An 18,538-nucleotide genomic window follows, 5' to 3' on the forward strand; every position below is an offset into this window, starting at 1 on the left:
AGGGAGTTAAATAACCTTCTCCATGAGCTCTTCCCCAACGTGGATCCTCAGCTTTACCTTCCCGCTCAGGAGGGAGCTCTTCACCTTCTTTGTCAGTATCTCATCAACCTGGAAGATGCCTGCGAGATGCTTCATCCATATCTCAATGACTATGGGTTGCTCTTCAGTACCCTCCTTGATATCGACCTTCTCTATGGCGAGTGCTGAAACGGCGTGTATGTCGACCCTGTCCCTCTTGTGGGCCAGTCTGCTCCTTCCGGCCTCCATGTCGCAGCCGTCGGCTACGGTAACCAGCGAGCCTTCTATGGTGGTGCACGGGACGTGTTCGTCGTGGGTGTATATAGCGTTCAGTGTCAGTGCCTTGAGCAGCAGCGGGTCGTCCCCTTCGAACTCCGCGACGAGCTTTTCCACTATCGGCTCGGCCAGGAAGGCGCTGAACCCGTAGTGGTTGACGCGGTGAACCATGTTCCCTATGTCGTGGAACAGGGCCCCAAAGGCGACTATGAACTTGCTCCACCTGAAGGGCTTGCCGAGCTTTTCTGCCGTCGTCTGGATTCCGAACTTCCGGATGATGTTCAGAAGCTCCAGCGCGCGCCTGGTGGTTAGGAGGACGTGGATCGGCCCGTGGTCGTTGAACTGGTAAACGTTCAGGACGATGTAGTTGGTGGTCTCGAAGTAGTAGCGGTACTCCCTGAATGCCCTCTCGTAGAGCCCGTAGAGCTCCTCATCTTCGAGAAGTTTCTTAATCTCGCCCAGCAGTTCTTTTTCCGTGTACATCTTTTTCACCCAAGGGCGTGGGGAGGAAGGGGTTTTAAGAATTGTGTCGAAATGGATAAATATGAGGTCACTGAAATAATAGCTGTGGTAGGTATGGAAAGTGTGAGGGCAGTTTACAGGCATGGGGTGCTGGTTCCTGAGAATAGGCTTGATTTAAAAGAAGGTGAAGAGGTAATCATCGTCCTTAAAAAGCCGAGTAGGATTGACAGGTATTTTGGCATATTTAAAAAGGAGGACGTTGAAAAGGTCATAGAGGAGATAGAGAATGAGGGTGTTCTTTGACAGCAACGTGTTCCTGAAGTTCCTTGGAGGCGAGGAAAAAGCCCGCAGTCTTATTGAGCTCGTTGAGTTGGGAGAAATTGAAGGGGCTGTTCTATAGATGATAACAAGCGAGACGGTTAAATACTTTTGTTACTCAATTCTTCTTGGTGAGGGGTGAGTGCGACTTTATCGGACTGGTGAAGTCGCCAAGAAACTTGGAGTTTCAAAGATGACGGTTCTGAGATGGATTAAATCAGGCAAGCTGAAAGCTCACAGAATTGGAAAAGAATATCGAGTTCCAGAGAGTGAAATCCTGAGAATTCTCGAAGGAAAACTTCCTGATAAAGTTGTCATTTATGCCAGAGTTTCAAGCAGAGACCAGAAAGAGGACTTGGAACGACAGGTCGAATACATTAAAAACTACTGCTCCTCAAAAGGTTACCAAGTGGCAAAAATCATAACTGACGTCTCTTCAGGCCTAAACGAGAACAGGAGAGGCTTAAAACAGCTCTTCAAACTCGTTGAGAGCGGAGAAATAACCAAGGTAGTCATAACCTTAAGGGATAGGCTGACCCGCTTTGGCTTTCGATACCTCGAACAATACTTCAACTCCCACGGCGTTGAAATCGAAGTAATCTTCGATGACGATAAGAAAACGCCGGAGAAAGAACTGGTCGAAGACCTTTTAGCCATTGTAACTTCCTTCGCTGGAAAACTTTACGGAATGCGTTCTCACAAGAAAAAACGCCTCGTCGAGGCGGTAAAGAATGCCCTCAGAGACGATTAAGCTGACGGCCAAATTCAAGCTGAAGGAAACTCCGGCGAGGTTAGACAGCCTTTTCTCCACTTATCGGGAGATTGTGAACTTTCTCATAACTTACGCTTTTGAGAACAACGTTACGGGCTTTTACCGGCTGAAGAAGGAAACTTACAAGGGATTACGCAAAGAATACCACGAACTCCCGAGTCATTACCTTTACACGGCCTGCCAGATGGCGACTGCAATATTTAAGAGTTTCAGAAAGAGGAGGAAGAAGAGGAAAGCTAAGGGGAAGCCAGTATTCAAAAAAGAAGTCATAATGCTCGACGACCACTTGTTCAAACTTGACTTGGAGAATAAAACCATAAAACTCTCCACTCCGAACGGGAGAATTCAGTTGGAGTTTTATCCTGCAAGGTATCACGAGAAGTTCAAGGGCTGGAAGGTTGGGCAGGCTTGGCTCGTTAGAACGCCGAAGGGTGTTTTCGTGAACGTAGTCTTCTCTAAGGAGGTTGAGGTTAGAGAGCTTGAAGCTTTTGTTGGCGTGGATTTGAACGAGAATAACGTAACCCTCTCCCTCCCAAACGGTGAATTCGTTCAAATCATTACTCATGAAAGGGAAATTAGGACGGGCTACTATGTGAAGAGGCGGAGAATTCAAAGAAAGTTGAGAACCGGCAGGAAAAGGAAAGAACTCCTTGAAAAATACGGACAGAGGGAGAGGAACAGGCTTAATGACCTTTATCACAAGTTGGCTAACAAATCGTGGAAATTGCTGGGAAATACGGTGGGATTGCTCTGGAAGACTTGACGGAAATCCGGGATTCGATTAGGTATTCGGCTGAGATGAATGGTAGGCTTCACAGGTGGAGTTTTCGCAAGCTTCAATCAATCATTGAATACAAGGCTAAACTAAGGGGAGTTAGGGTTGTTTTCGTGAATCCTGCTCACACTTCCTCCCTGTGCCCGGTATGTGGGGGTAAGTTAAGCCCGAATGGGGGCAGGGTTTTGAAGTGTCCAAAGTGTGGTTTTGAGGCTGATAGGGATGTGGTTGGAAGTTGGAATGTTCGCTTGAGGGCCTTGAAGATGTGGGGAGTTTCCGTTCCCCCCGAAAGCCGGCCGATGAAAACGGGAGGCTGGAAGGTTATCTGCTACGATTGGTTCACAAGTTCCAAAAGTAGCGGATAACCAGAACGGTCATTAATCCTGTTGTTCTCTCTGAAGTGAGTTATGGGTATCTACGGTTGATGACAGGTTTGAGCCCGTACAACTTAAAGAAAAAGTTTTCGAAGATTAGCATGGATTTGTCACCTGTCAGGGAGCTTTTGTCAGATTTTACGCTTGTGAACCCAGCGTATTCCGTGAACGACCTTCTTGGGGTAATCTCAACTTACCGGCTCCTCCCAAACGACGCTTCCATAGCATTGACGTGCAGGATTGAAGGTATCAAAAAGATAGCTACCTTCGATTCTGACTTTGAACGAGTTGACTTCCTTGAAATAATAGACGTTTAGTTACTCCAGCATGCCCTCAAGCTCAAGGATCTTCTTCGAGCGGAGGTAGACGACTGGAACGCCCCTCTCTCTCAGCCTTCTCTTCAGCCCCTTATCGTTGGTGCATACAACCACGCGCTCGTTTTTCACTGCAAAGTCAAAAATCTGGTCGTCTATAGGTTTTTCGCCAAAGCGGCCCATCTCAACGACTTCGAACCTCTCCGCGAGCTTCTTGGCCATCCTGATGGCCATTAGGTCCTTTCCCCTAGCCTTCCTCTCTATGACCTCCAGCTCTTGGAGGACGATGTTTGGAACAATCACCCTGAACCTCACGTCGAGAACCCTGTTCAGTTCGGATATTATATCGACGCCGAACTGCCCCGGGACGAGGAGAAAGTTCGTGTCAGGAACTACCAGCCACTCCCTTCTTTCGCCCATCAACCTCACCGAAATTAAAGGGATAAGAAAAGCTCACTCCCTGATGAAGCCGTAGCCTATGAGACGCCATCTTGAGCCGACCTGCCTGCTTATTGCCACCCTGTCGCCGACTTCCGCACATATCGGTATCTGGAGCTTGAGCTCGACCTCGTCCTTTCCGAGGCCGGTGACGAGGCCCATCGTCCTGGCGGTGCCAACGTTGAGGAGGAGAACCTCACGCCTCTTTATCGGCTCGACCTTGAGCTCCTCCTCGGTTCCTACAACGCGCTCAAGGAGGTGGGCCTCAAGCCTCAGATCCTCCCATACCGGCGGCAGCTGGCCCGGCTTTCCGACGACGTTTCCGGCCATCAGATCGCCCTTGGTGAGGTAGGGGTCGAGCTTGGTTCCCACTCCGACGAGTCCACCCGGATAGGCCTCCTCGACGAACCTTCCGCCGGCCTGGAGGGAGACTATCTCGGTGGTTATCGGCTCGTACTTTATCCTGCCGTGGTCCTCGTAGGGAACGCCTGGCCTTATCTCAATCTCGTCGCCCACCTTGAGCTTGCCCTGGATTATCGAACCTCCAATGACTCCACCGACGAGCTTCTCAGGCTTGGTTCCCGGTTTGTTGACGTCAAAGCTCCTCAGAACCAGCATCTTGGGGGGCTTGTTGAGGTCGTGCTCTGGAGTGGGTATGAACTCCTCTATCGCCTGAAGGAGGACGTCGACGTTGGCGCCGTGGAGCGCTGATATCGGGATTATGGGGGCGTTTTCTGCCACAGTCCCCCTGACGAACTCTCTTATCTCATGATACCTCTCGATGACCTTTTCTCTATCAACAAGCTCAATTTTGTTGAGGGCTATGACGATGTTTTTGTTGCCAACTATCTGAAGGGCCATGAGGTGCTCCCTGGTCTGGGGCATCACACCTTCGTTTGCGGCTATTACGAGAACGGCACCGTCCATGAGGGAGGCACCGGCGAGCATGGTGGTCATCAGTGCCTCGTGGCCAGGTGCATCTATGAACGAAACGCGCCTCTCGAATTCGGTTTCGGCACCGCAGTACGGACAGACCGGTGAGTTGGAGTATCTGCCGCAGCTCGGACACTTCCTTATCTCGGCATCTGCGAATCCTATCTTGATTGTGATTCCTCTCCTCAGCTCCTCGCTGTGGGTGTCAGTCCATATTCCGGTTAAAGCCTTCGTGAGTGTCGTTTTACCGTGATCAACGTGACCAACCATTCCAATGTTAACCTCGGCCTGTCTAAACTCCTTCTTCTTTGCCATCTTCTCTCACCCCTATGGAGTAAAAATGGTGGGCGCTTATTAAGGTTTCTTCATTCCTCGATAGGTCATTAGTATTTATGAAGCCACGATAGAATTCCTACGGGAGAGAATTTGGTGTATTAAGGGAAAAATATACCGGATTCATCTATATTTGGATTTACCTTGTTGCTTGTTGTCTCCCGCAGTTGCAAAAGCCCAGCCACTATAAAAAGTGAGGATACGATCACCATAAACGCCATCGTCAGAAGATGTTCCTCGGGCATATAAGGTGCCTTCTGACATATCCCCTCTGGGGAGACTTCCCAGGGTGTTAAAATGCTGTCCAGTGGCGTGATTAGCAGTAAGAAGGAACAGGAACGAACCGATAAGAGCGGGTATTCCTATGCTTTCAAGTTTCTCTCGTCCCAGTAACTTTCCAAGGAAGTGTCCAAAGTACAGGAACACCGCAGTGGGGATTAGAATGTCTAGGTAGAGATCCGTTAAGATGCTGGCTAACATGGAAGTTCCGTCCTTTTTCATTTCCCCCAACGCTATTGATACCACCGTCCAGCCAAGGGCGGAGGAGGAAATAATTAAGGAGAGGAGGACGATCAAGGGTAGTTTCTCACCTCATTCTGGCCACCTTCCGTTTCAACATTTGAATGAGTAGTCGCAATGTGATTTGTGTCTGTCTCCATGCTTCGGCGTGTTCTATGATCTGAACTACGTTGCCAGACTTAGTCAGTATGTCTACCTGCTCACTATTAAAACACTTTTTGAGTGCTAAATCCGTCAGAAAGATCACAGATAAAATCACGTAATGCAGAACTCCTCTTTCAATAGCCTGTAAATAGGGGGAAGATAAATAGCAAGAAAAGAATGAACTCCGCTAAGATTAGGATTCTAACCTTGTCCTCTCTCGGAAGTAGTGTTTTCACTGCATCATGCCCTCATGACTTTTTTAGGCTGATTCCTGAGGCTCTGAGAGTCTAATCAAACACCTCCTCCGAAGATCACAAAGTTACTACTCCCAATGAGATTAGCCTCGTGATAAAGTTAAGGATGAGAGCTTCTTCACGTCGCTCTCTTTAATGCCCCCAAAATAAGACAAAACACTAAATTGGAGGAGGAAGCAGTAAAAACACCAAAATCCCAATTAAAAGTGCCCCAACTATTGGCCACATTGTAGTATTCTTGTCTGTTCTAAATAGTGTTCCTAATCTATAGTATGAGACAAACCAAGCCATGACCAGAGATATTTGTTCTATGAGTATTCTAACTTGTAAAATCTGTGGAACTATCAAATTAGCGAATCTCAAAAGCAAAGACAAAATACCCCAGCACGATAGAGGTAGAAAATATTTAAAAAACTCTATGGAAGGTTTTTTCCAAAATATTATACTCATAAGTCCTACGGATATCGCCATCATAAGTAGGGCCCTAAGAGTATATCCAACGCTAGCCGCTATGAATATAGCCAGGAGTCCAGAGTATCCAGCCAGTTTGCCAAGTACAGAGAGAGCTACTATCTGTGGTATGTAAAACATCCACCCGTAGGCTAAAATTTTTAGGACTGTTATCAGTCCCTTATGTCCCATGTTATACCCCCTACTATCTTGTGACAAGATGATTTATCCAAGTAATCAAGAGAGATATGAAAATAATCCCAATTAAAGCCAGAAATGATGTGTCATAAACTAATATTATTGTTCCAACAAAACCAAAAAGCCACACCATAGCTAATCTGACAAATATATGTTTGAAATTCCCCATCTCTACTCTTTCGACGAATTCTCCAAAATCACTTATGAGTAAACCGATCGTCATGACACTCGCTAAGAAAACTGCTTGCATGAGCGTCGATTCACTGTTGGATACAATGCGTTTAGCAAAAGAATAAAACAAAAGGGAACCAAAAATGGAGAAGACAAAATTGGAAGCTTTCATGCGCTATACCTCCTTAAACACCAGCACGTCAGCATTAGCTCCTGAGGCCAGTGCAAACGCTATTATTGTAATGACATTGCTCCTGGTTATTTGTCCTCTTAGCAAAGCTTTAAGTGCTGTAAAAAGCTTTGGTTTTTCTCCGTTTACGAGAGATGCTATCGGACCCCCAATAAGTACTTCTGGACTCCCACCAAAGGAGAGGACTGCGTGGAGTCCTTTGCCTGCTGTGAACTTAACGGGAAGTTTTAACTGAGCTTTCCATACGAACCAGCCACCTTTTCTGAAATGGTATGCTATGCCCACTTTCCCCTCGTATTCCATTCCTGTTGCTCTGCTGGGATATACCTTCATGTTTTCAGGGAAAACTATCAATGTATCATAACCGAAAACAGGAATTCTATATACACTCAAAGTGAAGTATCCACTGGAACCATGCCTAACCTTCTGATATACAAGATACCTTTGAAGTTTTGGGATATAAATTGGATATGTTGAAGTGGAGATAACACCAGATCCAATGAATCTCGTATCAATTATTGAACCTCCTCCAATGCCACCCTGGGGGTTATGCGTGTCATTAATTGGCGTAGCCATTGCGCTCCCTGCTGTTACTCCAACCATCAGCAGTCCCAGCAGGACTGCCAACAGGCCTTTCCACTTCACGTGGTTCACCTCCTTGTGGCTTTGCATCATCATATGAACAACTTGCCTTTATAAGTTTTTCCTTTTACTATAAGTAAATTTTTTTCATTTTTTTTTCGAGTATAAATTCATTCTAACGTAAGTTTTCCTTGCAGAACAGTTCAAAAGAAGCCAGAGTAAAAGAGTTGCACGGTGATGCAACTGGAGAACTTAACCGACTGCAGAAAGGGTTAAGGAAAAGAAGCTCAGAAGACGAGCTTCATGTTGATCTGAACGATCTCGGGGCTGATGGTGTTGCCCCTAACCGTCTTCTTCCTCCTCTCACCCTTCTCCTTCGGCCTGAAGCCCGGCCCCTTTGAAACGAGGATCTTGACCCTCCTCGGGCCGTGAACGTCGGGCCTCATGGGGAAGCCGTCCTTGTCGGTTCCACCGGTTATTCTGAGCTTAACGTCGCCCGGAATCTCCTCACCAAATATCTCGGTGAGGTTGAGCCCGAGCTCGCTCGCGGGGATTTCCTCCCCTATGCGCTTTCCTACCAGCTTCTCAGCCTCTTCACCGCTTATCTCAACCTGCCTGGCTATGCCGTTCTTCGGGTTGGATATAACGAGCTTAAAGGTCGCCATTTCCTCCCACCTCCTGTGTCATTAGCGGGATTCATTGGGTAAACCCCTTATCCAGTGAGCGCTGTGGCTTGGTGTTTAAAAAGTTTCTCATCAAAACTTTTTTATACTTCCAGCGGTAGCCACTCCTTGAGGGGTGAGATGGATGGCAAAAGAAAGAGCAACACTTCCGCCAACCGGTGCCGGTCTCATGAGGTTCTTCGATGAGGACACTAGGGCGATAAAGATAAGCCCGAGGGGGGTCATAGCGGTTACGCTTATCCTGGTTGCCCTTGAGATACTACTCCACGCATTCGGCCCGCAGCTTTTCGGTTAAATAAAGCTCGTCTTCTTTAATCCCCTTGCGTTCAGCTCCTCGTTGATTATTGCCCTGACGACTTCTTCCAGCTGTGTCTGTATGAGCCTGTCCACGTCGTCCTTTATCTTGTCTATGTCGTGCCTGAGTCCCTCCAGGAGCCTTATGTAGTCCTTGGCCATCTCTAACTGCCCTTCCTGCCTTACCAGCTGTTCCTTGAGGTGTTCGAAGTCCTCCTTCATCACCTGGAGCTTTCTCAGTTCCCTCTGTATCTCGTCAAGCTTCTTTGTCAGCTCATAGTTCTCCTCCTTGAGCTTCTCTATCAGCCTCTCCTTGGCCTCAAGCTCCCTAACCAGGGAGTTGTACTCCTCAGCTATCTGGTTGAGTCTCTCTATCTCCCTGAGCGGCGGGACCTTACCGTTCCCGAGGATTATAACGTCCGGCCCAACGTTGACTATATCCCCGGGCCTTATTTTGAGCTTCCTTTCGCTGGAGAACATGCTCTGGCCCTTTCCTAGGTTCTCCACTTCCTTCATCTTGAGGATGAAGTAGAACTGGTCACCCTCAACCTCAACGTTTATATCGGTAACGTAGCCCAGTATCTTCCCGTCCGTCAGGGATATGACGAACTTGTTGATGAGCTGATTGGCCTTGGTTTCGCCACCCTCTACCATAAAACACCACCGTTGAGACTTATCCCTTTGCCTACTTAACTTTTCCGCCAAGGCTTATAAGGCGAAAAAGCTTCACCGCTTACGGTGAGAGGGATGATAATATTCGTGGGACGTTCGAACGTTGGCAAGAGCACGCTCATCTTCCGCCTGACGGGGAAATGGGTCAAGAGGGGCAAAAGGCCGGGAGTCACGAGGAAGCCAGTGGAGATAAACTGGCGCGGAAAGCTGGTGGTGGACATGCCCGGCTTCGGCTTCATGAGCGGCGTTCCAAAGGCTAGGCAGGAAAGGATCAAGGACGAGATAGTGCACTTCATCGAGGACAACGCCGAGAAAATAGAGCTGGCTGTTCTGGTGGTTGACGGCAAGGCCGCCCCGGAGATAATAGAGCGCTGGGAGAAGCGGGGGGAGATACCCATCGATGTCGAGTTCTACCAGTTCCTCAGGGAGCTGGAGATTCCCGTGATAGTGGCCGTAAACAAGGTGGACAAGATAAAGAACCTCCAGAAGACCATAAACTTTCTCGCTGAGAAGTTCGGCGTTCCCTACAGCGAGATACCCGAGACGTTTGTGCCCATTTCAGCGAAGTTCGGAACGAACCTGCTGGAGCTCAGGAAGCTTATGGAGAAGAAGCTCAAAGAGGGCAGGAAAAAGCCCCCAGCTAAATCAAAGGACCTCAAGGACGATGTGGGTGATGGTCTCTTTGACACCGTCGAGTGAGGCTATCTCCTCAAGTATTTCATCAAGCTTGGTCTTGTCGGCCTCGACGATAAGGTCAATGTCACCTGTAACGCGGTATATCCTCTTTATTTTAAGCTCCTTTATATGTTCGTAGACGTGCTTTCTCTTTGTGGGTTCTATCTTCACGAAGGCGAAGACGTCGCCTTTCTTCTCGCCTAGAAGGTCGAGGGCTTTATCGGTCAGGTCTATAAAGCCCCTTCCGGTTCTTATGTAGCCGAGCTCTTTAAGCACCTTGAGGTGATTGCTGAGGGCCTGTCTGGTGATTCCAAGCTCTTCTGCAAGCTCGTCCTGAGTCTTCTCAACGGTGTGCACCTCGATGGTCTTTCCTTCCTCATAGAACTTCCTGAGCAACCTTATCTGTCTCGGAGTAAGGGTGGCCTTCCCTTCCATTTCTAAAACCTCCTTTTTGCAAGATTAGCGTTTACAGCTTTATTAAACCAAACATTTTTAAGTCTTATGTAAACTTTTCATGATCCATAAATTATGGCCACTACCACTCTTATAAGTCTTTCTAAAAGTTACCTTTTTAATTCCAATCCCCCTATGAACGCACATGAACAAAGCAACCTACACGGAGGACGTTCCGCCGGATAGGTTTGAGCTCCTTGAACGGATAATGAACCTGGAGAGGCCCGCAAAGGTCATGCTGATAGGCCCAACCGACAGCGGGAAGACAACCCTACTGACTTTTCTGGCAAACAGACTCCTTAAGGAGGGTCTCAGGGTTGCGGTGGTTGACAGCGATGTCGGTCAGAAGGGTATTCTTCCCCCGGCTACGGTAAGTCTGGCTTTTCCAGAGGGGCCGTTTGAGTCGATCGGTGAGCTTAGGGCATATGCACACTACTTCATAGGCACCATAACCCCCGGAAGCTACACTGGGGAGATGGCCGTTGGAGTTAAGCGGCTTGCAGATATGGCCATTGAAAAAGCTGACGTGGTTCTCATAGACACTACGGGTTTCGTTACCGGTCAGGGAATTGAGATGAAGCGCCTCAAGGCCGAGCTTGTGGGGCCCGAGCTGATCGTCTTCCTCGAAAGGAACGGCGAGTTAACTCACCTTCAGAGGCTCCTTTCCCCCTATGGGGAAGCCCTGACCCTTTCCATCAGTGAGAAGGTGAGGGAGCATTCAAGGGGCGAGCGCAGGGAGGTCAGGAAGGAGAAGTGGAGGACGTACTTCTCAAATACTTCGCTGGTTGAGGTTAATCTTTCGGGGATCCTTCCCACAGGGACGGAGCTCTTCAAGGGCAGGCCTCTGACTCAGGAGGAGAGGGAACTGCTGTCGGCGCTCTTCAGGTGGCTCGTCATAGCGGGCTGGAAGGGGGAGCGCTACGTTGTAGTCAAAGCTGAAGAAGAGGGCGGAATCAGGGGGCACACTCGCTCGGTCATCAATGCCGTCGATTTTGATAGGCTCAGCAACCTTCTTGTGGGGTTTATCGATAGGAACGGCCTCTGTCTTGGTGTCGGGATACTGAAGTGGATAAACTTTGGTGAGATGAAGGCGCAGGTTTTGACGCCCCTCCCGGCCCAGGAAGTTGGCAACGCAGTCGAGCTCCGTTTTGGCAGGATTAGGGTGCTTGAAACCGGTGAAGAGCTTGGCCTCCTCAGGAGGGAAGAGCTCTAGCAAAGATTTTTAAGGCAACAACCCAATCAAATTAGGTGTCCCTAATGGAACTCAAAGCTTTCGTGGAAATAACCAGGCCCCACAACTGCATTCTGGCCGGGATAGTGGGTGTCTTGGGCTCGATAGTTGCGGTAGGGCACTTCCCGGATCCGATTACCGCCCTTCGAGTGTTTCTCGTCGTTACACTTGGCTGTGCCGGGGGAAACACCATAAACGACTACTTCGATTACGAGATAGACAAAATCAACCGCCCGGAGAGGCCCCTTCCGCGGGGTGCAATGGGCAGAAAGGTCGCCCTATACTACTCACTCCTCCTGTTCGCAGTGGGGCTGGTTCTCGCTCATTTCATAAACATCCAGGCTTTCATACTGGCAGTTATCGCCTATGCGGCGATGGTTCTCTACGCCTGGAAGCTCAAACCTCTGCCGTTTATAGGAAACCTCGTTGTTGCAGGTTTGACCGGCGCGACACCGCTCTACGGTGCCCTTGCCGTTGAGCACATCGGTTTGGCCGGCTACCTCGCGCTATGTGCCTTCCTGGTAAACGTCGCCAGGGAGGTGATAAAGGACATCGAGGACGTAGAGGGCGACGTTGCCAAGGGCGCCAGAACGCTTCCCATAATATGGGGCGAGAAAAGAGCAGCTTACGTCGGGGCCCTGTTCGCCCTCCTGACCGTTGCGGCCTCGTTCTTACCGGTGAGGGCAGGGGTCGGCCTCGGTTACTACGCGATGGTACCGGTTGACCTGATCATACTCTACGCCACATACATTATACTTAAGAACCAGGACAGGGAATCGGCACACAGGGCGCAGAAGCTGCTCAAGACGAGCATCTTCCTCGCCGTCATGGCGTTTATAATAGCCGCGATAGTGTGAGGGGGTGGGATTATGGTGTTTAAAGCCGAGGTCGTGAGAAACCTTGAATCCGAAGAACTCTGGACGGTAATTACATTTAAGACACCGTATGGGCCCGCTAAAACCCTTGAAAAGCTCATCGAAATCGTAGAAGAGTCCGGCTGGCGCGTTACCTTCAAGGCCAACTGGTGGACCGCCGACATACCCTACGGACTCGCTAGGATAGACGCCCGGAAAGGCAACAGGGAGAAGATAGTGCTCGGTAAGTGGATACTCGGCTCAAAATGCGAACTTATCGGTGTCGAAAACATGCCCCTTGAGAAGGGGAAGGACGAGTTCTTCCGCATGGTGGACAGCATAACCTCGACGCTGATATACGACCCGGTCATAAGAACTATGCGGGAGCAGTATTGACTCCCGCTCCTATATCTTCCGGGATAATTAAAAGATTAAAAAGCTCACAGCGGCTCGTAGTAGCCTATCTCGGGCTCGTATATCTCGCCCTCAGCCAGGAGCTGTGTTATTGCCTCCTCAATCAGTTCCTCGTCGATTTCCTTCGAGAGCTTTTTGACTATGAACTTGTGCGATAGCGCCTTGCCCTTCTCGCGGAGGAGCTCTAAAACTGCCTTCTTGGCCTTCTCAAGCTCCGGGTTCTCTACCTTGGGCTCCTCTTCGACGACCTCCTCCTCAAAGAGTGCTTCCTCGGTGCTCCTCTGTTCGAGCATCATTGTATAGAGTTCGTCTATGGTCATGAGCATGTCCTCGCTTACCCCCTTGTTCTTGGCTATAACCTTGGCCTTGGCGGTTATCCCGTAGCGGTCGTATATCTCGAAGGCTATCCTGGCCTTCTTGGCGTGCTCGGCCTTCTCCTTCAGCGTCTCGAAGCGGTGGAGTATCCACATATTCGGCTCGACCCTCGCTATGCCCTCCACGAGTATCTGCTTGTCGTCGCGCCATTCCGCTACCTTCCCGATTATCTGAACCAGGTCTCCCTTCTTCACGAGGTTTATGAAGCGGGTGTTCTCCCTGAAACCGAAGACCCAGAGAGTCCCGGTACCGTCGTCAATCTGGAACCTTCCATAGGTCTCGTCCTCGCTCATTATGGGCTCCCTGACGACGGTTGCAACGACCTTAACGCGGTAGACTTTTCTGGCATCCCTCGTTATCAGATAGTTGGGCTCGAAGTCGCCCTCGCTCTTAACGTAGTAGCCGTCGATGATGTCCTTGATGTAGACCCTGCTGGCCGGAAGGCGCTTCTTCATAGTTCCTCACCTCCGAAGAACTCTATGATGCCCTCAACTTTGGGCAGAACCCTCCGCTCAAGCTCTCTGATTTCCTCCAGTGCCTCCAAGTCCGCTCCACTGAAGTCCTGGACGACTTCGCCGTAGATGTGAACTCCCTCCTCGTTTCTGATGACCCTGCCGATGACCCTCACGACCTGACCGTTCTCTGGAAGAACGTTCTCCTCGCTCTCGATGAGTATGACTCCGGTTCCATCGTCGAGCCAGAATGTGTAGTCCATCTTATCAACCTTGAATGCCTTCCCGATGAGAGAAACCCTCGTGTCGTCCTCCCGTATCTCTCCAATCTTCCTTTCAACGGCGGGCTTCCTGCGTCTGAACTTAACTTCCTCCATACCCAACACCTCACATGAACTCCTTGAGAACCTCCTTCAGCTCGGCCCTGACCCTGGCAATCTCGCGCTTTGGATCTACCTCGTCCCAGCCGAAGGCCTTCAGTATGAGGCCCAGGAACTTGTCGTCCACGACGCTCCCCCTGACTACTATCTCCCTGCCGAGCAGGTGGTAGTACTCATCTTCGGCCAGCTTCCTTCCGGCTTCCCTCAGCGTCAGGCCGCTTTCAACGAGTTCCCTGAGCTTTTCGGCTATCTCCTCAGGGTCTTTGCCCACCAGCTCGGCCGCGTCGTCTCCAAAGAGGGTTGTCCTTATGTATCCCGTGGAGTCGTCAAGCCCGAAGTCGATTATCGTTATCTTCACCGGCTGAACTTCGCCGTGCTCGGGGCATATCCAGGTGTTCGTTGCGGGGTCGTAGTCAACCTTCCTCCTGCACTGCGGACAGGCGTCGTAGACCGTAACGCGGTAGAGCCTCGCAATTGTTCCGCGAACTTCAACGAAGCGCTCCCCGCCCATCAGTTCGCCTATCTTCCTTCTCTGGTAGTTGTAGCTCCTGACATCCTCTATGGGTGGTATCTCCTCCACGCGCGGGTCTTCTGGGTTGAGGATTATCCTCGTCCTGAAGTTGGCGTGGAGCTCTATACCGCTCCTGCCTTCCCTGACGCTGGGGTCGATGATCTTGATAACATCCCCGGGGTTGAGCTCGTTGTAGTACTTGGTTACGAGGCCGTCCCACAGAACGAGTCTAGTCTTCCCGGTGGCATCGTATATTATTACGTTGGCCACCTGTCCTGTAGAGCCGTCCCTCTTCCGGTACTCCCTGGGCGGATACTTCCTCAGTATCTTCACAACAACGTTAACTCCGGTCATTCCGGGAACGAGGTCTGCTATGTGGAGAAGCTCTTCCTTGCCCTCAAGATTCACGCCGAGCTCCTCTGCCAGCATTAGAGCGGCAGCGTGCTCGGAAATCCCCTCTCGCGAGGCTATCTCGGATATCTTTTTCTCGATTTCATCTCTTGAGAGGCCTTTCTGCCCCTCGATCATCTCGATAATCTGCTCCTTTGTCAGCACTCCCATAACACTCACCTTAATGGTAATGATAGCTCGGACTATTTAAACCTTTCTCTAAACCCCCTCCGGTGACCGAGTTTCCAGAAAAAAGGCATAATATAATCTTTTGAGAAGAAATGGGGGAACTAGAGGGCTGGGAAATTACTCTCCGCTCCCCACGGCGACATCTTCCGGCTCAGTTGAAACCTCCTCTTCCCGGCCGTTGAGCTTGGCTATCAAGTCACTGTACTCGGCGTGGACAACCTTTCTAAAGGCATCCTTGATGATGTTGGGGTCGTTTTCAGGGAAGCCGTAGAGTTCGGCAAATTTTGGCGTCGTCCCGAGGAGCTTCGTCCTCTCATAGGGCTCGGCATAGATCAGGCCCATTTCAAGGAGCTTCCTTATGTGCTCGTATGCCTGACTCCCCCTGAGCTTCACAACCTTGCTTTGTTCTATCGGTTGGAGGTATGCTATGAGGGCGAGGGTCTTCAGTTCCCCTGTTCTAAGGTCCGGCCTCGGCATGAGGTGGACCACGCGCTGGCTGTATTCCTGCTTTACCTGCATAACGTACTTGTCCCCCAGAACCTTTACAACCTCTATCGCACTCTTTCTCTCCGCGTACTCGGCCGCTATAAGTTCTATCAGCTTTTCAAGGTAGTCCAGAGACCGTATTCCCAGAGCCCTTGAAAGCTCCTTCACACTAAGCGGCCTTCCAGAAACGAAAAGAGCGGCCTCAACGAGCGCTTTGTCCTCAAGGAGTCCCATTATTATCACCACACTGAAAATTGAGCGATTCCTTATAGGGTTTATCCCCCCATAAGAACACGCTTGATCGTCAGATAGTCCTTTCTGTCCAGCGCTTTTTCATCGGCAACGACGATTAGGCGACCGTCCCGCAGTATGACCAAATCTCTGAGGGTTCCAATGAATTTTGTCACTGCAGTCATGCCGTTGTGGATTATCAGGTACTCTATTCCATCTATCAGGACGACCCCTGTAATACCCCTCGTCTCCGCCTCCTGAAGGTATCTCCCGGAGAGCTCAAGGATGCGTGGGAGGTTCGTCGGGGGTATGGTGTCTTTTCCCGGCAGGCTGGTGAGGAAATAGGCCTTCCATTTGTCCGGGACGCTGAGCTCCCGTATGAATGCCAGAACAGGATAGCCATTGAGGTCCTCCTTGATCCTCTTGTACTCCCTGCTGGCGACTAGCTCGATTCCCGGCTTGACAGTTATCTTTATCTCTCCTCCCAAGTGTGTGAATTCCCTGGACAGAACCATCTTTGCCATAAAGTACGCTGAGAAAACTGTGAGGATTGCCCCGAGGACGAACCCGAGAGGGGCGAACCACTCCACATCCCTGAGGAAAGGATAGTCCATTTTGTGAAGTCCCAGAAGGCACAGTGAAAAGGCAGTCCTCCGGGCGTTTGTGAAGGCACTGTTTATCGTTGTGATGATCATAATGCCGGTGAGAACGATGAAAAACGCGGCAACACCATAGGGTATTCCCACGACAGAACTCCAGTCGTTCCCAAGTAGTATTCCGTACATGGCCGTGACAAGGGGCGGTGCGGCCCACAGGGTTTGGTACCTAACAGGCCTTCCCAGTTCCTCTGAGAGGAAGGCCAGCGATCCGAGAAAGAGTAGGGATGAGAATGTGGCCTCTGTTAATGAAACAAGCTGGAGGACGCCAAGCGCATCTGCGGCTATGCTCATGGCGGCTACAAGCCATGCGAATGCCCACACGACCGCGGATCTTCTCCGCGATTTTATGTAGACGGTGAGGAGTACTGCAGAGACCACCAACTTGGCAGAGAGGCTGAAAAACTGGCCCAGCAGGAGCACGGTGGTGTTCATCTTGACCCTCCCACGGTATCCAACTGTTAATTTGTGTTCTGACTCTATAAAAATCTTTGGCTACCGCGTGGGGATTCAGATGTTAGTATGGACTGCTGGCGACCGTAATCTTTATAAACCCAACCTGGGAGGTCTGTACCGGTACGGCGGTCATAGCGGCGGGGTCACACCCGGTCTCGTTTCGCCCCCGGAAGTTAAGCCCGCCAGCGATCCCGGTTGTACTGCCCTCCGGGAGGGGGCGGGAAGCCGGGGACGCCGCCGGCCACTCAAACGCCCGGGTGGTGTAGCCAGGCCCATCATACGGGACTGTCACTCCCGTGACTCGGGTTCAAATCCCGACCCGGGCGCCATAGAAACTTTTACCAAGCAAAAGTTTTACCAAAGTCAGTAGCTCCTTTTCATGGCTCAATTCTGTGTGATTTCTTATCAATTGGCTGTTTTAAAGTTGAGAACTTTTCAAGTTGCTCTTTGAGCGTGGGTTTAACTTTAAGAATCGACGCCCTTTGGGGGTCAGGAGAGAATAAACCTCTTGTCGAGGTCTTTATCTGATGGTGTTCTCTTCTGAAAGATGAGTGTTCATGAGTAAAACCTCTCCCATTTGAACCTTGGATGAAGAGCTACCAACTTTTGGTGAAGCTTTTTCAAGTTTCTTTGGTATCTTCAGAATTTCTATAGTGATACTTCAATCCACATTAGGATTTGAGAGTACAGGAACTTTGCAAGCAAAGTTTCATCGAAGTTCGTGGTTCCCTTTAAATTTGTCAGTTTGAGAGGGATTCCATCGAAACATGCTGGAGTGAATTTTGAAAAATTCTGCTTTTGTTATTTTGCTTTTTAATGGGAGTTCAATTTTAACCGACACCCGAAGAGCGTCAAAGAAGAGGAACTCCTTGAGAAAGGCATTGATGGGGGAATTTAAATCCAAAACAGCTCGTAAAAGGAATCCTCTTGAGTTTTAGCATTCCAAAAATTAACCACGAGCCTTGATCAAACTTCGCGCAGGCGAAGTTTGTGTGGCGGGCCGGACGGGATTCGAACCCGCGGCCACGGGGTTAAAAGCCCCGCGCTCTAACCAGGCTGAGCTACCGGCCCACGCCCGATGGGATAACGGCGGGGAGATTTTATAAGCTTTGCCCCATGCGAAAACTACTTAAACATTTTTGGGTAGCCTAATCAGGTGAGGACGTTGGAGATAAGCAAGAGGGAAGAGGAGTACCTTGAGACGATGTACATCCTCCACAAGAACAAGGGCGTAATTAGGGTCAAGGACATCGCCAAAATGATGCGCGTCAAGCCCCCAAGTGTCGTCGATGCCCTCAAAAAGCTCAATGAGAAGGGACTGGTTGAATACGAGAAGTACGACAGGATTCTTCTCACCGATGAGGGCAGGGAGGTCGCCGAAAGAACGTATTCAAAACACCTCCTCCTCACGAAGTTCTTCATAGACATCCTTGGCATTCCGCCGGAGATAGCGGAGCGCGACGCCTGCCAGTTCGAGCACTACGTCAGCGAGATAACTGTGAAGAGGATAAGGGAGTTTGCGCGGTTTATCCAGGAGGAGTGCCCCTACGTGCTGAAGCAGTTCATCAAGGAGAAGCTGGCCGAGAACGCTGAATCGGAGTGATTCCTTCGTTCA

General features: G+C 50.1%; 23 protein-coding genes, 2 tRNA genes, 1 rRNA gene and 1 pseudogene. 12 read left to right on the plus strand and 15 right to left on the minus strand.

The annotated features are described in order from the left end of the window. Positions 1-6: 6 nt before the first annotated feature. Positions 7-777, minus strand: a complete 771-nt coding sequence (locus tag A3L14_RS01790) for an HD domain-containing protein (protein WP_055429155.1) — start codon at positions 775-777, stop codon at positions 7-9. A gap of 51 nt (positions 778-828) precedes the next feature. Between A3L14_RS01790 and A3L14_RS01795 the strand changes: the two genes are divergently transcribed. The 4 genes and pseudogenes from A3L14_RS01795 (at position 829) to A3L14_RS01810 (ending at position 3,312) form a co-directional block, all read left to right on the plus strand. Beyond that, positions 829-1,059: an antitoxin family protein gene (locus A3L14_RS01795; RefSeq protein WP_055429154.1), complete on the plus strand. Its 231-nt coding sequence runs from the start codon at positions 829-831 to the stop codon at positions 1,057-1,059. A gap of 157 nt (positions 1,060-1,216) precedes the next feature. Next, positions 1,217-1,825, plus strand: a complete 609-nt coding sequence (locus A3L14_RS01800) for an IS607 family transposase (RefSeq protein ID WP_055429153.1) — start codon at positions 1,217-1,219, stop codon at positions 1,823-1,825. Continuing rightward, positions 1,806-2,986: pseudogene (locus tag A3L14_RS01805) on the plus strand (RNA-guided endonuclease InsQ/TnpB family protein). The gene A3L14_RS01800 and the pseudogene A3L14_RS01805 overlap by 20 nt, the downstream one beginning before the upstream one ends. An 11-nt stretch (positions 2,987-2,997) precedes the next feature. Further along, positions 2,998-3,312: a PIN domain-containing protein gene (locus A3L14_RS01810; RefSeq protein ID WP_257789388.1), complete on the plus strand. Its 315-nt coding sequence runs from the start codon at positions 2,998-3,000 to the stop codon at positions 3,310-3,312. Here A3L14_RS01810 and A3L14_RS01815 read toward each other — a convergent pair whose 3' ends face one another. The 6 genes from A3L14_RS01815 to A3L14_RS01850 form a co-directional block, all read right to left on the minus strand. Next, positions 3,313-3,729 carry a PIN domain-containing protein gene (locus tag A3L14_RS01815; protein ID WP_055429151.1) on the minus strand — a complete coding sequence of 139 codons (417 nt, stop codon included), beginning with the start codon at positions 3,727-3,729 and terminating at the stop codon, positions 3,313-3,315. A 33-nt stretch (positions 3,730-3,762) separates the two neighbouring features. Continuing rightward, positions 3,763-4,995, minus strand: a complete 1,233-nt coding sequence (gene eif2g / locus A3L14_RS01820) for a translation initiation factor IF-2 subunit gamma (protein ID WP_055429150.1) — start codon at positions 4,993-4,995, stop codon at positions 3,763-3,765. Between the two features lie 141 nt (positions 4,996-5,136). Then, positions 5,137-5,589 carry a hypothetical protein gene (locus tag A3L14_RS01825; protein WP_055429149.1) on the minus strand — a complete coding sequence of 151 codons (453 nt, stop codon included), beginning with the start codon at positions 5,587-5,589 and terminating at the stop codon, positions 5,137-5,139. A 500-nt stretch (positions 5,590-6,089) separates the two neighbouring features. Further along, the gene (locus tag A3L14_RS01835; protein WP_055429148.1) at positions 6,090-6,572 is read right to left on the minus strand and encodes a hypothetical protein; all 483 of its coding nucleotides are present in this window, start codon (positions 6,570-6,572) and stop codon (positions 6,090-6,092) included. A 352-nt stretch (positions 6,573-6,924) separates the two neighbouring features. Beyond that, positions 6,925-7,584: a hypothetical protein gene (locus A3L14_RS01845; RefSeq protein WP_157628432.1), complete on the minus strand. Its 660-nt coding sequence runs from the start codon at positions 7,582-7,584 to the stop codon at positions 6,925-6,927. Positions 7,585-7,808: 224 nt separating this feature from the next. Beyond that, entirely contained in the window at positions 7,809-8,186 is a 378-nt protein-coding gene (locus A3L14_RS01850; RefSeq protein WP_055429145.1) for a 30S ribosomal protein S6e, read from the minus strand. 142 nt (positions 8,187-8,328) lie between these two features. Between A3L14_RS01850 and A3L14_RS01855 the strand changes: the two genes are divergently transcribed. Further along, positions 8,329-8,499: a preprotein translocase subunit Sec61beta gene (locus tag A3L14_RS01855; RefSeq protein ID WP_055429144.1), complete on the plus strand. Its 171-nt coding sequence runs from the start codon at positions 8,329-8,331 to the stop codon at positions 8,497-8,499. Here A3L14_RS01855 and A3L14_RS01860 read toward each other — a convergent pair. Further along, on the minus strand, positions 8,496-9,152 hold the full coding sequence (locus tag A3L14_RS01860; RefSeq protein WP_055429143.1) for a GAS domain-containing protein: 657 nt from the start codon (positions 9,150-9,152) through the stop codon (positions 8,496-8,498). The two genes, A3L14_RS01855 and A3L14_RS01860, sit on opposite strands and share 4 nt — an antisense overlap. A 93-nt stretch (positions 9,153-9,245) precedes the next feature. Between A3L14_RS01860 and engB the strand changes: the two genes are divergently transcribed. Beyond that, positions 9,246-9,869 (plus strand): GTP-binding protein EngB, encoded by a 624-nt coding sequence (engB, locus tag A3L14_RS01865; RefSeq protein WP_055429142.1) that lies wholly within the window; start codon positions 9,246-9,248, stop codon positions 9,867-9,869. Here engB and A3L14_RS01870 read toward each other — a convergent pair. Beyond that, on the minus strand, positions 9,816-10,280 hold the full coding sequence (locus A3L14_RS01870; RefSeq protein WP_055429141.1) for an Lrp/AsnC family transcriptional regulator: 465 nt from the start codon (positions 10,278-10,280) through the stop codon (positions 9,816-9,818). The genes engB and A3L14_RS01870 overlap by 54 nt on opposite strands. A 163-nt stretch (positions 10,281-10,443) precedes the next feature. Between A3L14_RS01870 and A3L14_RS01875 the strand changes: the two genes are divergently transcribed. From A3L14_RS01875 to A3L14_RS01885, 3 genes are read left to right on the plus strand one after another with little or no spacing between them, the layout of a single operon-like run. Continuing rightward, on the plus strand, positions 10,444-11,511 hold the full coding sequence (locus A3L14_RS01875; protein ID WP_055429140.1) for a Clp1/GlmU family protein: 1,068 nt from the start codon (positions 10,444-10,446) through the stop codon (positions 11,509-11,511). A 44-nt stretch (positions 11,512-11,555) separates the two neighbouring features. Continuing rightward, positions 11,556-12,386 (plus strand): geranylgeranylglycerol-phosphate geranylgeranyltransferase, encoded by an 831-nt coding sequence (locus tag A3L14_RS01880; RefSeq protein WP_055429139.1) that lies wholly within the window; start codon positions 11,556-11,558, stop codon positions 12,384-12,386. 12 nt (positions 12,387-12,398) lie between these two features. Beyond that, on the plus strand, positions 12,399-12,779 hold the full coding sequence (locus A3L14_RS01885; protein WP_055429138.1) for a hypothetical protein: 381 nt from the start codon (positions 12,399-12,401) through the stop codon (positions 12,777-12,779). A 44-nt stretch (positions 12,780-12,823) separates the two neighbouring features. Here A3L14_RS01885 and A3L14_RS01890 read toward each other — a convergent pair whose 3' ends face one another. The 5 genes from A3L14_RS01890 to A3L14_RS01910 form a co-directional block, all read right to left on the minus strand. After that, positions 12,824-13,627 carry an OB-fold nucleic acid binding domain-containing protein gene (locus A3L14_RS01890; protein WP_055429137.1) on the minus strand — a complete coding sequence of 268 codons (804 nt, stop codon included), beginning with the start codon at positions 13,625-13,627 and terminating at the stop codon, positions 12,824-12,826. Then, positions 13,624-14,001, minus strand: coding sequence for a hypothetical protein (locus A3L14_RS01895; RefSeq protein ID WP_055429136.1), 378 nt, complete (start codon positions 13,999-14,001; stop codon positions 13,624-13,626). Before A3L14_RS01895 ends, A3L14_RS01890 begins: the two co-directional genes overlap by 4 nt. A 10-nt stretch (positions 14,002-14,011) precedes the next feature. After that, on the minus strand, positions 14,012-15,076 hold the full coding sequence (locus A3L14_RS01900) for an OB-fold nucleic acid binding domain-containing protein (protein WP_055429135.1): 1,065 nt from the start codon (positions 15,074-15,076) through the stop codon (positions 14,012-14,014). Positions 15,077-15,211: 135 nt separating this feature from the next. Then, complete coding sequence (scpB, locus tag A3L14_RS01905; RefSeq protein ID WP_055429134.1) at positions 15,212-15,814, minus strand: SMC-Scp complex subunit ScpB; 603 nt, start codon at positions 15,812-15,814, stop codon at positions 15,212-15,214. 41 nt (positions 15,815-15,855) lie between these two features. Then, positions 15,856-16,902 (minus strand): DUF835 domain-containing protein, encoded by a 1,047-nt coding sequence (locus tag A3L14_RS01910; RefSeq protein ID WP_055429133.1) that lies wholly within the window; start codon positions 16,900-16,902, stop codon positions 15,856-15,858. A 142-nt stretch (positions 16,903-17,044) separates the two neighbouring features. Here A3L14_RS01910 and rrf point away from each other — a divergent pair. Both rrf and A3L14_RS01920 read left to right on the plus strand, forming a co-directional pair. After that, positions 17,045-17,166: ribosomal RNA gene (gene rrf / locus A3L14_RS01915) — 5S ribosomal RNA — on the plus strand. Between the two features lie 8 nt (positions 17,167-17,174). Beyond that, positions 17,175-17,252, plus strand: a tRNA-Asp gene (locus A3L14_RS01920). 664 nt (positions 17,253-17,916) lie between these two features. Here the strand turns inward: A3L14_RS01920 and A3L14_RS01925 are convergent. Continuing rightward, positions 17,917-17,994, minus strand: a tRNA-Lys gene (locus tag A3L14_RS01925). Positions 17,995-18,088: 94 nt separating this feature from the next. Between A3L14_RS01925 and A3L14_RS01930 the strand changes: the two genes are divergently transcribed. Beyond that, a complete protein-coding gene (locus A3L14_RS01930) occupies positions 18,089-18,526 on the plus strand; it encodes a metal-dependent transcriptional regulator (protein ID WP_074631445.1) in 438 nt (145 codons plus the stop codon). The last annotated feature ends 12 nt before the right edge of the window (positions 18,527-18,538 follow it).

The organism is Thermococcus thioreducens, assembly GCF_002214545.1.
GTDB lineage: Archaea > Methanobacteriota_B > Thermococci > Thermococcales > Thermococcaceae > Thermococcus > Thermococcus thioreducens.

Excerpts from the sequence above, each read along its gene's own strand:
- A3L14_RS01790 (WP_055429155.1), bottom strand. The coding sequence starts at position 777 with ATGTACACGGAAAAAGAACTGCTGGGCGAGATTAAGAAACTTCTCGAA.
- A3L14_RS01795 (WP_055429154.1), top strand. The coding sequence starts at position 829 with ATGGATAAATATGAGGTCACTGAAATAATAGCTGTGGTAGGTATGGAA.
- A3L14_RS01815 (WP_055429151.1), bottom strand. The coding sequence starts at position 3,729 with ATGGGCGAAAGAAGGGAGTGGCTGGTAGTTCCTGACACGAACTTTCTC.
- eif2g (WP_055429150.1), bottom strand. The coding sequence starts at position 4,995 with ATGGCAAAGAAGAAGGAGTTTAGACAGGCCGAGGTTAACATTGGAATG.
- A3L14_RS01835 (WP_055429148.1), bottom strand. The coding sequence starts at position 6,572 with ATGGGACATAAGGGACTGATAACAGTCCTAAAAATTTTAGCCTACGGG.
- A3L14_RS01850 (WP_055429145.1), bottom strand. The coding sequence starts at position 8,186 with ATGGCGACCTTTAAGCTCGTTATATCCAACCCGAAGAACGGCATAGCC.
- A3L14_RS01855 (WP_055429144.1), top strand. The coding sequence starts at position 8,329 with ATGGCAAAAGAAAGAGCAACACTTCCGCCAACCGGTGCCGGTCTCATG.
- A3L14_RS01860 (WP_055429143.1), bottom strand. The coding sequence starts at position 9,152 with ATGGTAGAGGGTGGCGAAACCAAGGCCAATCAGCTCATCAACAAGTTC.
- engB (WP_055429142.1), top strand. The coding sequence starts at position 9,246 with ATGATAATATTCGTGGGACGTTCGAACGTTGGCAAGAGCACGCTCATC.
- A3L14_RS01870 (WP_055429141.1), bottom strand. The coding sequence starts at position 10,280 with ATGGAAGGGAAGGCCACCCTTACTCCGAGACAGATAAGGTTGCTCAGG.
- A3L14_RS01875 (WP_055429140.1), top strand. The coding sequence starts at position 10,444 with ATGAACAAAGCAACCTACACGGAGGACGTTCCGCCGGATAGGTTTGAG.
- A3L14_RS01880 (WP_055429139.1), top strand. The coding sequence starts at position 11,556 with ATGGAACTCAAAGCTTTCGTGGAAATAACCAGGCCCCACAACTGCATT.
- A3L14_RS01885 (WP_055429138.1), top strand. The coding sequence starts at position 12,399 with ATGGTGTTTAAAGCCGAGGTCGTGAGAAACCTTGAATCCGAAGAACTC.
- A3L14_RS01890 (WP_055429137.1), bottom strand. The coding sequence starts at position 13,627 with ATGAAGAAGCGCCTTCCGGCCAGCAGGGTCTACATCAAGGACATCATC.
- A3L14_RS01895 (WP_055429136.1), bottom strand. The coding sequence starts at position 14,001 with ATGGAGGAAGTTAAGTTCAGACGCAGGAAGCCCGCCGTTGAAAGGAAG.
- A3L14_RS01900 (WP_055429135.1), bottom strand. The coding sequence starts at position 15,076 with ATGGGAGTGCTGACAAAGGAGCAGATTATCGAGATGATCGAGGGGCAG.
- scpB (WP_055429134.1), bottom strand. The coding sequence starts at position 15,814 with ATGGGACTCCTTGAGGACAAAGCGCTCGTTGAGGCCGCTCTTTTCGTT.
- A3L14_RS01910 (WP_055429133.1), bottom strand. The coding sequence starts at position 16,902 with ATGAACACCACCGTGCTCCTGCTGGGCCAGTTTTTCAGCCTCTCTGCC.